This window comes from Pseudomonas sp. MEJ108 (assembly GCF_030208985.1).
GTDB lineage: Bacteria > Pseudomonadota > Gammaproteobacteria > Pseudomonadales > Pseudomonadaceae > Aquipseudomonas > Aquipseudomonas fragariae.
In genome coordinates, this window is record NZ_JARVSW010000020.1 from 69,079 (window position 1) to 83,310 (window position 14,232).

The 14,232-nt window shown below is 57.1% G+C and carries 12 protein-coding genes; 4 read left to right on the forward strand and 8 right to left on the reverse strand.

The annotated features are described in order from the left end of the window. Positions 1 to 37: 37 nt before the first annotated feature. From QRN50_RS11055 to QRN50_RS11085, 7 genes are all read right to left on the reverse strand, one after another. Entirely contained in the window at positions 38 to 307 is a 270-nt protein-coding gene (locus QRN50_RS11055) for a PAAR domain-containing protein (protein WP_024640916.1), read from the reverse strand. Further along, positions 304 to 1,992: a type VI lipase adapter Tla3 domain-containing protein gene (locus tag QRN50_RS11060; protein ID WP_161633364.1), complete on the reverse strand. Its 1,689-nt coding sequence runs from the start codon at positions 1,990 to 1,992 to the stop codon at positions 304 to 306. The genes QRN50_RS11055 and QRN50_RS11060 overlap by 4 nt, the downstream gene beginning before the upstream one ends. After that, positions 1,989 to 4,025 (reverse strand): T6SS effector phospholipase Tle3 domain-containing protein, encoded by a 2,037-nt coding sequence (locus QRN50_RS11065; protein WP_060401030.1) that lies wholly within the window; start codon positions 4,023 to 4,025, stop codon positions 1,989 to 1,991. The genes QRN50_RS11060 and QRN50_RS11065 overlap by 4 nt, the downstream gene beginning before the upstream one ends. Beyond that, positions 4,022 to 6,583, reverse strand: coding sequence for a type VI secretion system Vgr family protein (locus QRN50_RS11070; protein WP_060401029.1), 2,562 nt, complete (start codon positions 6,581 to 6,583; stop codon positions 4,022 to 4,024). The genes QRN50_RS11065 and QRN50_RS11070 overlap by 4 nt, the downstream gene beginning before the upstream one ends. A 312-nt stretch (positions 6,584 to 6,895) precedes the next feature. Further along, complete coding sequence (locus QRN50_RS11075; protein ID WP_003395313.1) at positions 6,896 to 7,228, reverse strand: hypothetical protein; 333 nt, start codon at positions 7,226 to 7,228, stop codon at positions 6,896 to 6,898. A gap of 28 nt (positions 7,229 to 7,256) precedes the next feature. After that, a complete protein-coding gene (locus tag QRN50_RS11080; RefSeq protein ID WP_096127445.1) occupies positions 7,257 to 8,807 on the reverse strand; it encodes an AmpG family muropeptide MFS transporter in 1,551 nt (516 codons plus the stop codon). 54 nt (positions 8,808 to 8,861) lie between these two features. Further along, positions 8,862 to 9,218: an MGMT family protein gene (locus QRN50_RS11085; protein WP_096127446.1), complete on the reverse strand. Its 357-nt coding sequence runs from the start codon at positions 9,216 to 9,218 to the stop codon at positions 8,862 to 8,864. A 157-nt stretch (positions 9,219 to 9,375) separates the two neighbouring features. Here QRN50_RS11085 and QRN50_RS11090 point away from each other — a divergent pair, with 157 nt between their 5' ends. Next, a complete protein-coding gene (locus QRN50_RS11090; RefSeq protein ID WP_003405967.1) occupies positions 9,376 to 10,383 on the forward strand; it encodes a DUF481 domain-containing protein in 1,008 nt (335 codons plus the stop codon). Between the two features lie 54 nt (positions 10,384 to 10,437). On the opposite strand, the gene QRN50_RS11095 is transcribed toward QRN50_RS11090, so the two are convergent. Then, complete coding sequence (locus QRN50_RS11095; protein WP_096127447.1) at positions 10,438 to 11,196, reverse strand: SDR family oxidoreductase; 759 nt, start codon at positions 11,194 to 11,196, stop codon at positions 10,438 to 10,440. Between the two features lie 277 nt (positions 11,197 to 11,473). On the opposite strand from QRN50_RS11095, the gene QRN50_RS11100 reads away from it, so the two are divergent. The 3 genes from QRN50_RS11100 (at position 11,474) to groL (ending at position 14,211) form a co-directional block, all read left to right on the forward strand. After that, positions 11,474 to 11,968 carry an FxsA family protein gene (locus QRN50_RS11100; protein WP_003405962.1) on the forward strand — a complete coding sequence of 165 codons (495 nt, stop codon included), beginning with the start codon at positions 11,474 to 11,476 and terminating at the stop codon, positions 11,966 to 11,968. Between the two features lie 256 nt (positions 11,969 to 12,224). Next, positions 12,225 to 12,518, forward strand: coding sequence for a co-chaperone GroES (locus tag QRN50_RS11105; RefSeq protein WP_003304675.1), 294 nt, complete (start codon positions 12,225 to 12,227; stop codon positions 12,516 to 12,518). A gap of 49 nt (positions 12,519 to 12,567) precedes the next feature. Next, positions 12,568 to 14,211 carry a chaperonin GroEL gene (groL, locus tag QRN50_RS11110; RefSeq protein WP_010439729.1) on the forward strand — a complete coding sequence of 548 codons (1,644 nt, stop codon included), beginning with the start codon at positions 12,568 to 12,570 and terminating at the stop codon, positions 14,209 to 14,211. The last annotated feature ends 21 nt before the right edge of the window (positions 14,212 to 14,232 follow it).

Here is a 14,232-nt window from a genome sequence, read left to right on the forward strand (position 1 = left end):
GTGCTTCCCTTGCATAGCCTGATCACAAATAAAACCCCTAGACCACTCGCACATTCATGGCATGGCTGGCCACACCCTGGCAGCCGCACGCCAGTCGATGGCCGTGCAGGACCACCGGGATGCCGTTCAGCTTTCGGGTGGGGTGGCCTTCGATAAAGGCGAACTCACCCGCATGAAGCGTGCAGGTGGCTTTGTCGCCCAGCACGGCCGGAGGCTTGCCATTGAGGGTGTGGGTGCCTGCCAGTTGGCAGGACACCACTCGGCCACCGCTGCTGGTGGCGTCGCCCAGGCAGACCGGATAACTCACTCTGCAGGTGCCCCGCCGGTTGGCGAGCCGAAGGTGAACGGATCTGCGCCTCGGTTCTGGCTGTTCTTCGCTTTACGGGCTTCATCGGGCGGGCGGACCATTTGTACGGTCAGGCTGCCATCGGTGCCGGCGTAGACCACGGCGCTGACGCCGCCATCCTTGTAACTGGCGATGGTTGCCAGATTGATCTCGACCAGCGCACCGCTAACCCCGGTATTACCCAGACGACGACCGATGTCGTAGCCCTCTTCGACATTGCCCAGCTCAAGACCGTGGCCGTCCTTGTTCAGGTCGTGCAGGGCGTTGTTCAGGGCGATTTCGGCTTCCGGGTTATTGGTGCTGTCGTAGAACACCCGCACAGGTTTCTGACCATCTGGCAAGGTATCCAGCGCCTGCACCCAGGCGGCTTGCAGCGCTTTGGCTTGCAACGCAGGTTTCAGGCGCTTGCCGTTTTCATCCTGCATGGGCGCCTTGATCGGGCGGTGCAGATAGCCGAGTACCGGCGCAGCATCGAACTCCTTGACCTGATGCTGACCCCAACGGATCGGCAGCCAAGGGGAGGGCTCGAAGTTGCCGGGGCCACGGTTGCTGATGGTTTTCCAGAGCGTGGGGAGTTGGGATTGCCAGTAGGCGGTCGATATCGTACCAGGGGCGAGTGGAGCTTTAACCCCTTTGGCCTTTTCTGCATCCTCATATATTTTTCTAAATTTTCGCGGCTGTTCCCAGTAGAAAGCCCACAGTTTGCCCAGGTCAGTATTTTTGTTTTGATTGTCTTCCGGCTCTTGAGTCGCGTAAGGGCGAATATACCTGTCCACCCGGTCCGAACGAGCGACCAGCAGTCCGGTCATACTTTCGAATATTGTCGGTACTACTTGGGCGTTTTGCAGTGCCGGTGTCCCAGGCTTTCGATAAACGTCACGAGTAATATCCCCATCTCTGCTTGCGATGAGGGCCTGTGGCACCTGTGAATTGTCGTCGAAAAAATTAAATAGTCGTTCGATCATGGCCTGTGCATGGGTAGTGCTTTCATCGTCCTGCCAGAGAAACAGCGCAACTCCCAGTGTTGCTGCATTTCGGCCAGAGTTGATCAAGCCTGCAGCTCTATAGGCTTTATCGAACAGATTCGGAGGCCCCAGTGCGAACACGGGTATTGGCCAATAGGCGATCGCGTCGCCAGCCGAATGCTGGAAAGCTGCACGAATTTTTATATCTCTGCTAATTTTGCGTGAGTCAAGCGACGCATCATAGTCCTTGGCGTCATTGGAGTAGATGGATGTAAAATTATTGTTTTTCTTCTTTATAAAACTCCAAATTTCTGATTGGCTATCGTGAAAAATGGCGATTCCCGCTCCTCTTATTTCCAGCGAATATGTCCGTTGCTGAGTTGCCATTTGCTCGTTCTTTTGAGCTGTAACCTCTGTTCTATAAGCTGCCAGCTCAGCTTTCTCATGGGCGATGGCTTTCCCCCACCAGTGTCCGCTATAGACCAGCAAAACCAAGCCTAAAATGCCTGCGATGCCCCACCGCAATACCGGGTTTATGTCACGAAGTTGCATATCGTTTTCCTGTGCTTTTAGGTAGACAAGCAGGACAAATCCAAGCCAAAGGACCTGCAAAACAATGGTCACCCATAAATATCTTTTCAATTTCGGGCGAAGTAGCACGCTTTGTGGACGATTGATCATTGGACACCCCGAAATTTGGGGGCGCTCTGGATGAGTTGCGGCGGTGTTAGTGACACTAGATTCGTTGAAGGGAATTCCCCTTCCTCATAGTACAGGTAGCTAGCTTTGACTAGAGCCCGAGCTTCTTCACTGAGCCTTTCCCAGCCTGGTGATTCACTAATTGTGAGAAATTGCGCCTCGTCGATCTTCCAATCCGCAATCGCCACCAGCACATCACGCATTGCCGGATCATCCAAGCATTTAGCTTGGCCAATAGCGATGTCCATTGCAGTCACCCAGCGATGATTTTCCGGGCTACGTAGTATGCCTGAGTGATAGGAGTTTTCGCTCCATGCATCACGGTTTTTCTCCATACGATCTCGAGCTTCTTTTGGCGTTTCTTCCCTTTGGTAAATATACCCTGTTAAAACGTTGGCATAGTTTCTGGGTCTTCCTACCCGTACTTGGCGGGTTTTTTTTTCTGGATCATCAGAAAGCGCGTTGAAGCGTTCTAATGCTTGGCGCTTCGTCACTTTTGGACCGTCATATTCAGTGGGCATTTCTATCCATAAGAACGTAGCGGCGTCCTTCCCTAACGCAACGCTTTTGCCAACGTCGTCTGGTCTATCCAAGCCTGAAGTTGTTGGTGTGCCAGTTTCCGCTTCGCCGCCGAACATTTCTGGTTCATGAGGCGGAGTCAGCGCTTCGGCATTAATAAGGCGTTCTTGCCTCTCTGGGATGGGCGCGCGGGCAATCATACCGGCTCCAAATGAGCTACCTGGGTATCGAGCTTCGCCTGAGGCACGCATGAGTTCGGGTTGTGGCGTGTTGCCGATCAGGATCGGCTCACCATAGCGATGGCGCTTAGTCCACATGCGTTGATAGAAGCGTAGTTGCTGGAGCACCATCATTGCCATTCGTCCATCAGGTAGAGCATCAGGCATTCCATAGGTCCCGATGCCTTGGACGTCATCCAGTGAGACAGTGGTGTCATCCGGGCAGAAATACAGATACACCTTTCCTCGGTTATCCCGCTCGGGAAAGACTGTCATGCTGCCCACTTTATTTTTGCGGATACCTTGAGTGGGTGACCATCGCGAACCGCTTCTGCCGCAGTAGGTTTTAGCGTCCCTGAGTTCTGACATGGCTGGTTGTGTGTGTGGCTTATTTGTTATTGCAGTTACGATCCCAACTAGCGTTGAAAATGTGTCTTGGTCTTTGGGAGTGTTACCAGGCAACACACAATAAGGCGTATCAACCATGATAAAAGTATCTGCGCAACGGTCTCCTCCATCTACCAGCAACGCTTGCGCCAGCAAGGTGACTATCGTGCCTTGGCTGTGGCCCATGATTGTTATTGTCTCGTCAGGCGACACGCGACGGATCTCGCGTATCAGCATAGCCAAGCGGTGAGCCGCTAATACGCAATAGTGCCGCGCTGGCGAGTGACCAAAATATAAAGCGTTGTCTGGCTTAAACGTTTCAAGAGCGATGCTTTTCAGATTGGGCTTAAAGCCTTCTCCGTAGACATCCGGTATGTTATTGGTCGCGTTGGCAATAAAACCTCCCGCCTTGGCAAAGTGGCGGTCCAGACGGTTGCCGTTGATGTCCTGAAACTGGTTACGCATTCTGAACGGATCGCCCGCGTTATCACGCTTGATTTGATCGGGTGCTGCCCGATGTCCCCAATAAAAGGGAATCAACAGGCTATGGGTTTTCGGGTCAGATGCGTCGCGCCGATAAAGATAGGTGTCAGGATCATCGAGCATGGCTTTCTGATCACTGTCCCTTTCCTCGTAGGGCACTTTTTTTGCCTCGTTGTACCTTACCCCATACCTTCCAGCCACCAGATCCGGCCGATCCAGCCGCTCATTCACCCCCTGACACAACCCGGTCTCCACCGACTCATAAGAAGCCCCCGGGTCATTCACACCGTGCAGAAAGATCACTACGCCTGGCAAGTCGGCGGGCACTTCCATTTTGCTGGTGGTGTTGAGGTTGGGGATCAGGCGCGTATTGCCTTGGGCAACGGCGTATTCATCGGCGCCGTTCATTGCGCACCTCCTTTCGGTGTGCCGCTGCGCAGTGCCGATACTTGCGCCTGATGCATCATTTCGCGTTCCACGCGCTCGGTCAGTCCGTCTGCGTTTGTCATTCCTTTCACCAGGCTGCCATCTTCCAGTTTGATTTCATACGAGTGATCCGCTGCTGCCCGCGGGCTTTGTTCGCTGTGGCCGGGGTAGTGGAAGGTGACCTGCTGGGCGGCGGGGTCGCGGCCGAATGAGGGGATCGACGCGCTGTCGGTCTTGGGGCCGATCCAGTCGTGTTCGCTGGCGTGCACAGTGACTTTGCCTTGCGAGCCAATCTCGACGCCGCCGCCAATCTTGATGTAACTGCCGTCATCGGCGACCAGGCGGATGGTCGGCGCGGTGATGACCACTTCGCCTTCGACGGCCGAGACGTGCAGGTTTTTCTGGGCATTGAGGGCGATGTCGTCTTCCTGCGCTTGCACCAGCACTTTGCCGCGGTTGGCGATGGCGCTGATGCCAGCGTCCTGGGCGAAGGCCGACAGCCCTTTGCCCGCTTGCAGGTGCATGGCCGCGCCGCTGGTCAATTGCAGGTTGTCCTGCGCGGTGGTGTCGTGATTTTCACCCGCGTAGTGAACCTGTGAGCGTGGTGTGGCGCTGGCAATGCCGGCGGCGGCGGTCATGGCCAGTACCGGGTCGCCCAGGCCGTTATTGTCCGGCGCGGGCCATTGGTCGAGCGACTGGCGCAAGGCTTCCATACCTTTGACATCCACCGCCTGACTGCCACATGCGGCTGCGGTTTCGCCGAGGGATTTGAACAGCTCGCCGCACTCGGCCAGCAGTTTGAGCAGCTCTTCGCGATCCAGCTGTGAGCCTTTTGCGTCGGTACGCGCGTAGGTGGTCAGCAACATGCCTTGCGCGGCACGCAGGGCGATGGCGGCATCGGTGCGCAGTTCTGCGCCGTTGCCGCGTGGCTGGGCGGTGCCGTCAGTACGCGGGTCGGTCAGTTTGCCCAGGTTGAGGGCGGTGGCCTGATGGGTCGTGCCCATGCGTGCGCGCAGTGAGCCTGGCGTGTCATCGAACAGCAGTTCGTTGAAGCCGCTGCCTTTGTGTTCCTGGGTGCGGATCCCCGACAGCGTGCGGTTGCCGGGCAGCCCCGAGGCCTTGCTGAAGCGTGGTGGCAGATTAATGTTGTTATAGAGCACCGACGTCACCAGAGGCCGGTCGATATCGCCTGCCAGAAACGTCACCAGCACTTCCTGGCCAATGCGTGGCATGAACTGATGCCCGAAGCCGCTACCGGCACTGGGCATCGCCACCCTTAACCAGGTGGTGCCTTGCGGCAGGCTGTCGCCGCGCTGCCAGTGGAACCTGACCTGTATCCGCGCCAGTTCATCAGTGAACACTTCCTCACCGTCCGGCCCGACCACGATGGCGCTCAGTGGGCCGTTAATGCTCGGGCGCGGGACGGTGATCGGATGACGGTAGGGAATCTTGTGGCGAATGCACACGAACTCGTTCGTGTAGCCCGCGCCTGCGTCCGACAGGTAATTGTTGCTGCCCTCATGCTTGACCGTTATCAGCAGAAAACTGCGATCTTCAGCAGAGCCGCGGTCATGATCAAAATGCTGGGTCAGCTCAAAGGTGTGGCCAGGGTACATGGCGCGGCAGTTACTGTTGCCGGTGAATGTCTTGCCCTGAACCTCAATGGCCTCCAGACGCTGACGTACCAGGCGTTCACCGTCATTGAAGGTGCCGTGGCTGTAGTGATCGAGCACGTCATACACTTCATACGAATCGACGTTGCCCTGCTCGTTGAGGCTCGGCATGCCAACCGGCAGCGAATTGCGCGGCTGCTTGTAATCGAAAGTCTGAATGGACATGCGCCCCGATTGCAGACGTCGATGGCTGCGCCATTCGGTAATCGAATCCGCTGTCTCGGTAACGGATGCACTGTGATAACGAATGGTGGGCTGTTGCGGCAGGGGCGAGAGGTCGCGCGAGTGATCAAGAATGATCAGCGTGTGCCCTTCCTGATTGTGATCGAAATAGAAGAACAGCCCTTCGTGTTCCAGCAAGCGCAATACAAAGGTCAGATCGCTTTCACGGTACTGGGTGATGTAACTGTGCGTCTTGAGTGGCTGGCTGAGTTGAAACTCGAAATCGGGCAACGCACCATAGGCCGCAAATACCGTTCGGATAACGGCTTCGATGGTCTGTTCCTGGAATATCCGCGAGTCGACGCGCCGCGAGAGCATCCACAGCCAGGGGCTCAGTGTGGCGCTGTAACGTGCCAGACCGCCGTCGCTGCCTTCCAGGCTGAAGGCACTGATATAGCCATTGATGTAACGCGATTCGCCGGTGGCCAGTTCTATTGCCAGTTGTGCAGGCTGGCCGATCTGCGATTTGAGCTCCAGGCCGGCATCGCGGCTGATCATCGACAACTCGAAGCTGAACAGCTCGGACAGGCTTTCAGTACCGGAAAAGCTTTCCAGCAGCAGTTCCTGTTCGTCACGGGCAACGGTCGTCAGCTTGATCAGGCGACGGTTTTGTGGCGCAAACAGCGCCGTTAGATCCTTTAACATTGTTGCTCCGTTATATAACGCCAGCCGCTCGTTCCGGTCGAGAGTGCTGATATAGAGAGGTGTGTGAGTCTATAGACTTCTTTCCGGGGGCACACATTTAAATTGCAAGGGTCCGTCACCGAGCGACATTACTATTGATGGCGCGGTGAGAAAGTGAGGAATGGCTAACGATATCGTCGGCCAATTCACAAGAAGCTGTAGTGCGTTTCTTACGGCGTAATGAGAGGCGCCAGGATGCAAGACTGTAAGGGGAGGGCGCGCTATATGAAAAAAGCCCTGGCGCTTGAGCGTCAGGGCTTTTTTAGTCGGCGATTACTGCAGGCTTATATTGGCCAGCGTAACGATAATGCCGATTGCCGCGACGACGGCGGCGATTGCGTTGATCAAGAACACGGTGCGTAGGGTTGTGGAGAGTCTCCACGGTTTTACGGCGAACGCATAAACCAGCAGAAAGATGATGGCGAAGATCTCCACCTGCGCGAGCAGAACCACCGCGCCACCGAAGGCCATTGGCCCGGAAGGGGTCGCGGGATCCTGTGACAGGTAGGAGCTCAGCAGGGTGCCGATGATCGGCAGCCAGATCCCCAGGCTGATAAGGATCAGGGGAACGGGGTTGAAAGCGCGTGCTTTGTTTTCGGTGTCCAATGTTGTTCCTTGATGAGGTAGCCAGAGATCAGGGCTTGTCGATAACGGAAGCCTCTTGAGGCGGCTCGGTCTTCGCCGTGCGTATCTCTCGGTTCCATTGCAGGATGATCATCACCAGCGTCGGAATGCCCAACAGCGCGGTGATCAGGAAGAAGTTGTGGTAGCCGTACTTTTCCACCACCACACCGGAATAGCCGCCCAGCAGGCGCGGTAGCAGCAGCATGATGGAACTGAGCAAGGCGTATTGCGTGGCAGAGAATTTCAGGTTGGTGAGGCTCGACAGGTAGGCGACGAACGCCGATGTCGCAAGCCCCGAGCTGAGGTTGTCCAGCGAGATGGTGAGGATCAGCATCTTCACGTTCGGGCCCATATCGGCCAGCAACAGGAACAGGATATTGGTCGAAGCCGAGGCCAGTCCGCCGATGAACAGGATCGGCATGATGCCGAAGCGCACGATCAGCAGTCCGCCGATACCGGCCCCCAGCAGGGTCATGATCAGGCCGAAGATTTTGCTGACGCTGGCGATCTGGTCCTTGGTAAAGCCCTGATCGATGTAGAACACGTTGGCCATGACGCCCATCACCGTGTCCGACATCCGGTAGGTCGCGATCAGGCCCAGCAACAGCAGCGCCTGCCAGCGGTAGCGCATGATGAAATCGTTGATCGGGGTGAGAACCGGTGCCAGTCCGCGGCGACCCATTGAGGACAGGCAGGCGATGGTCAGGAGCGTGTAGAGAATCGCGCGTAAAAACGCCCGGTCTTCCAGCAACAGGTCCATCCAGCTGGTGCCGTTGAACAGCACACTGGCGAAGTCGGTATTGTAAAGTTGGGTAAACATCGCCGGTACGGAGACCAGCAGCACAATCAGCACGAACACCGAGGCCAACTGATGCGTGAAGCCATAGCGCGCTGCCGACAGCTGGGTGCGCAGCGGCACCGGCGGCTCGCGCATGATCAGTGTGGTGACCAGCGCGGGCAGCATCAGCAGTCCGAACAGCACATAGGTCCCAGTCCAAGCTGAATGCTTGTAGGCAAAGCCTGTAGAGCCGAAGCCCTCGGCGAAATACAGCGCACCCGCAGTCGCCAGCAGTGCAGCGACCCGGTAGCCGGACATGTAGCTGGCGGCCAGGGCAGCCTGTTGGGTGTCCTGGGCAATTTCCAGGCGATAGGCATCAATGGCGATGTCTTGCGTGGCGGACGAGAAGGCGACCACCACGGCAATCGCGATCAGCCACGAGAGATGCTTTTGCGGGTCGCAGAAGCCCATGCCGATCAGGCCCAGAATCACCAGGCTCTGTGCAAGCACCAACCATGAGCGACGACGTCCCAGCTTGCCGAGCAGGGGCAGACGCCATTGGTCGAGCAATGGTGACCAGACCCATTTAAAGGCGTAGGCAAGGCCGATCAGGCTCGCATAGCCGATGGTCTCGCGCGCGACACCGGCTTCGCGCAACCACACGGATAATGTCGAAAAGACCAGCATATAAGGCATGCCCGCAGCGAATCCGAGCAGCAGTAACACTAATGTCGACGGGCTGGCATATGCGGCGAGCGCGGCGCGCCAGGTTTTACGGGGCATGGGCTGGAATCTGCCTCAGGTTACGAAAACAAAGGGCGCACTCTAACCGCTGTGCTATAGGGGACGCCAGCCATGGCGCTGCATATCAACCCGATTATTCACAATGGTAACGCCCTCGGCGCGTAAACGTGCCCGTTGTTCGTCGCCGGAAACGCTGCCAGGCGGCAGACTGAGCCAACCGCCAGCCCCCAGAACCCGGTGCCAGGGCAGGGAAGAACCGTCCGGCAACTGGCTCAAGGTACGCCCCACCCAGCGTGCCGCGCGACCCAGGCCTGCCAGTTCGGCAAGTTGCCCGTAGGCGACCACTTTGCCTTCGGGTATCTGCGCCATCGTCAGGTAAAGGGCGGTGCGTCGCGCCTCGTTTGGCGATTGTCCCGCTGGGTAAAGTAATGTTAAGTCCGGATCTGTCACGCGATAATCCTGTATAAAACGCTATTGATTGTCGTTCGCTGAACTTTCGATGGTCCGGGCTGTCTGTTACCACCGTGCTTGGTGGTACATGGATCGCCCCGACACCTCCCCGCAGGAAAATGCCCGATTCCCGCCTTACAGAGCCTAGTTATCGCTTATGTTGTCCAGAACCCTGTTGTGCCTTGCAATCACCGCTGTTTCCACTCCATTGCTTGCCGATACCGTCTGGTTGAAGAATGGCGACCGCCTGACCGGCACAATCAAGGTGTTCGACGGCGGCAAGTTGCTGCTGCAGACCGAATACGGTGGCGCCATCGCGCTGGACTGGAAACAGGTCAAGACCCTGAAAAGCGATCAGCCGTTGCTGGTCAAGCAGGATGAGCATGGCGGTGAGGTCTCCAATTCGCTGCAGGCTGCGGATGACGGCAAGGTCGTGCTGGCCAATGGCGATGCACCCAAGACCGTCGATCTGGCAAGTATCCATCAGATCATCAAGCCCAAGCCGGTTATCACGGATCTTGTCTGGAAAGGCAACATCGATGCGGCGCTGGATTTCCAGCAGGCCGAAAACGATACCAATGATTACAACGTCGCTTTCAAGACCTCGGCTCGTCATGGCGACTGGCGTCACAACGCCAAGGGCGATTACAACCGCGAGACCACCGACGACGTGGTCGGCACTGACAACTGGAGCGCCGAGTACTCGCTGGACCGCTTCCTGACCGAGAAATTCTTCTGGGACGGTCGCATCAGCTACAAACGCGACAAGGTCGAGGATCTGTCTCGTCAGCGCGTAGTCGGTACCGGTCCGGGTTACCAGCTGTGGGATGACGAACTGGGTGCATTCAAGGTCGGTGCGCTGCTTAACCGTACCGATTTCGAGTTCTCCAACGACGAGAAGGAAAACTTCTATTCCGTTGCCGGCACCTGGGATTACAACCGCTACCTGATCGGCAAGAAGGTCGAATTCTTCACCAACGGCGAGCTGGGCAAGCCGCTGAGCTCGGTCGCCGACTACTCGCTGGATGTCGAAGCCGGGCTGCGCTACAAGGTGACCGACTGGGCGTCGCTTAACCTGAAAGCCGAGAAGAACGTCATCAGTGGTTCGAGCAATGGCGATGTTGACAAGACACGCTACACCGCTGGCTTCGGCGTAAGCTGGTAAGCGAAGAGCAGGCGACGCACACCCTGTGCGTCGCCTGCTGCTTCTACGGGCTGACTAGATCCGCATTGCGCCATCCAGCTCCAGGATGCGTCCGCTGAAATAATCGTTTTCCAGAATATAAGCCACCGAGTGTGCAATCTCGTCCGGCCTGCCCATGCGCTTGAGCGGGATCTCCGAGGTCATCTTCTCGAGGGCTTCGGGGCGCATGCTGCCGGTCATTTCGGTTTCAATGAACCCCGGCGCCACGCCTGCCACACGGATGCCGTAGCGGGCGAGTTCCCTTGCCCAGGTAACCGTCGCAGCCGCCACACCGGCCTTGGCTGCCGAGTAGTTGGTCTGCCCGATATTCCCTGCACGTGAAATCGACGAGATATTGATGATCGCGCCCTGACTCTTCTGCTCGATCATTTTCGCCGCCACTTCGCGGGTGCAGAGGAAGACGCCGGTCAGATTGACGTCAATCACCGCCTGCCATTGCGCGAGGCTCAGTTTGGTCATCTCGCCATCCTTGACCTTGACCAGCAGGCCGTCACGCAGAATGCCAGCGTTGTTGACCAAGCCATGAATGGCGCCGAAATCCTCGGCGACCTTGCTGACCGTGTCGACGACCTGTTCTTCATTGGCAACATTGCACAGATAGGCGCTAGCCTTGACCCCGAGTGCCTCACAGGCGGCTACAGCCTGATCGAGTTTCTCCTGATTGAGGTCCAGCAGCGCCAGGTTGGCGCCTTTGCCGGCCAGGTATTCGGCCATGGCTCTGCCCAGCCCCTGGCAGCCGCCGGTGATGATTATCAGCTTGTCTTTCAATTCCATATGCGTGCCCAATCACAGTTGATCGTTTCCATGGCATCACTGGCGGGTTGCGAGTGCTTATGCCATAGCCAGAGCACGTTATAGGCTGTTTTTGCGCGTTCGTCTCGGGTCTGCCGCGAGCCCTGAAATACACCGATACACGTTTGTGAAGGCCTGGTTCAGCTCACTTGTGCGCATAATTTAGCGGCAAGCCAGGTGCAGGGAGCTTGAATTAACGACCTTCTGACATCACATACGGTCTACTCGGAAGGCATTCTTCCCTTGAGGAACTCATTTGATGCGTGTTTTTTTGCTGCTGTTTCTATTATTCCCGGTACTTGAGCTGTTTCTGCTGGTTCGTGTCGGGATGTCCATCGGCTTTCTCTGGACCTTTCTGCTGGTCGTCGCGACGTCGATGCTCGGCTTGTTCGTGATGCGCGTGGCCGGTTTTGCGACGGCGCTGCGTGCACGCGAAAGCCTGGCGCGTGGCGAGCTGCCTGCGCAGGAAATGCTCGAAGGCCTGATGGTTGCCGTGGGCGGCGGCCTGCTGCTGTTGCCCGGTTTCATCAGCGACATTCTGGGTGTGATCTGCCTGCTGCCGATCACCCGTCGTCTGCTGATCAACAAGGTCCGCCAGCGCGCCGAGGATCAGGCCATGCGTCAGCGGGCCTTCGCCGATGATTTGCAGACGCCTGCCAATCAGGGAACGTCCAGCCATCGCCCAACTGCAATTCACCAGCCTACCCGCGAGCCCGACGTCATCGAAGGCGAGTTCGAGCATCGCGACAAGTAATCTCCACACCCCCCCGGCAGCGCGGCACCTCAGGGTGCCGCGTTCGTTTTGACCAGCCGGTTCGGGTGTAAAAAATTTCTATCCAAGACTTGTAATCACTTTGCTCGCCCTTATGTATGGGTCACCGCAAGGTTTCTGGCCTGAAGGCCAGACCGTATTCTGCGGTTCGCGCGTCGAACCGTAACCGGCAAGTCCGGATTTAAACCGGCCGGTGCACTCACCGGACGATCAAACAAACATAATCAGGAGATCGACAATGAAGCTTCGTCCTCTGCATGACCGCGTCGTCATCCGTCGCAGTGAAGAAGAAACGAAAACTGCCGGCGGTATCGTTCTGCCAGGTTCGGCTGCTGAAAAGCCTAACCGCGGCGAGATCGTTGCTGTGGGTACCGGCCGCGTGCTGGACAACGGCGAAGTACGTGCGCTGGCTGTGAAAGTGGGTGACAAGGTTGTGTTCGGCCCTTATTCCGGCAGCAACACAGTGAAAGTAGACGGCGAAGACCTGCTGGTGATGAGCGAGAACGAGATTCTTGCTGTCGTCGAAGGCTGAGTGCTCCCGCTGACTTCCGTTACTACTAAGTATTCAAGGAATAATGATCATGGCTGCTAAAGAAGTTAAATTCGGCGATTCTGGCCGCAAAAAAATGCTCGCCGGTGTAAACGTCCTGGCTGACGCAGTTAAAGCGACCCTGGGCCCTAAAGGCCGCAACGTTATCATCGAGAAAAGCTTTGGCGCTCCGCTGATCACCAAAGACGGTGTTTCGGTTGCCAAGGAAATCGAGCTTAAAGACCGTTTCGAAAACATGGGCGCGCAGCTGGTCAAAGACGTTGCCTCCCGTGCCAACGATGATGCAGGCGACGGTACCACTACCGCTACCGTTCTGGCTCAGGCCATCGTCAACGAAGGCCTGAAGGCTGTCGCTGCCGGCATGAACCCGATGGACCTCAAGCGCGGCATCGACAAGGCGACCATCGCCATTGTTGCCGAGCTGAAAAAGCTGTCCAAGCCATGCACCGACACCAAGGCAATCGCCCAGGTCGGCACCATCTCGGCCAACTCTGATCACTCCATCGGCGACATCATTGCCGAAGCCATGGAAAAAGTGACCAAAGACGGCGTTATCACCGTTGAAGAAGGTTCCGGCCTGGAAAACGAGCTGTCTGTTGTAGAAGGCATGCAGTTTGACCGTGGTTACCTGTCCCCGTACTTCATCAACAAGCCGGACACCATGGTTGCCGAGCTGGACAGCCCGCTGCTGTTGCTGGTCGACAAGAAGATCTCCAACATTCGCGAAATGCTGCCGGTTCTGGAAGCAGTCGCCAAGGCTGGCCGTCCTCTGCTGATCGTTGCCGAAGACGTTGAAGGCGAAGCGCTGGCCACTCTGGTGGTCAACAACATGCGCGGTATCGTGAAAGTTGCAGCCGTCAAGGCTCCAGGTTTCGGCGATCGTCGCAAGGCCATGCTGCAGGACATCGCTGTTCTGACTGGCGGTACCGTTATCTCCGAAGAGATCGGCCTGAGCCTGGAAACCACTACCCTGGAACACCTGGGTAATGCCAAGCGCGTTATCCTGAACAAGGAAAACACCACCATCATCGATGGTGCAGGCGTGAAAACCGATATCGACTCGCGTATCTCCCAGATCCGTCAGCAAATCGGCGACACCAGCTCGGACTACGACAAGGAAAAATTGCAAGAGCGTCTGGCCAAGCTGTCTGGCGGCGTTGCAGTGATCAAGGTCGGTGCCGGTTCCGAAGTCGAGATGAAAGAGAAGAAAGCCCGCGTTGAAGACGCCCTGCACGCAACCCGCGCAGCCGTTGAAGAAGGCGTGGTACCTGGCGGTGGCGTGGCACTGGTTCGCTCGCTGCAGGCTATCGAAGGTCTGAAAGGCGACAACGCTGATCAGGACGTCGGTATCGCTCTGCTGCGTCGTGCAGTCGAAGCGCCTCTGCGCCAGATCGTTGCCAACTCCGGTGACGAGCCAAGCGTTGTTGTCGACAAGGTCAAGCAGGGTTCGGGTAACTACGGTTACAACGCTGCTTCCGGCGAATACGGCGACATGATCGAAATGGGTATCCTTGACCCGGCCAAAGTGACTCGCTCTGCTCTGCAGGCGGCGTCCTCCATCGCCAGCTTGATGATCACCACCGAGGCGATGATCGCTGACGTGCCTGAAGACAAGCCAGCAGGCGGCGGCATGCCGGACATGGGCGGCATGGGTGGTATGGGCGGCATGATGTAAGTCAGCTTTACCCCCAGCGTT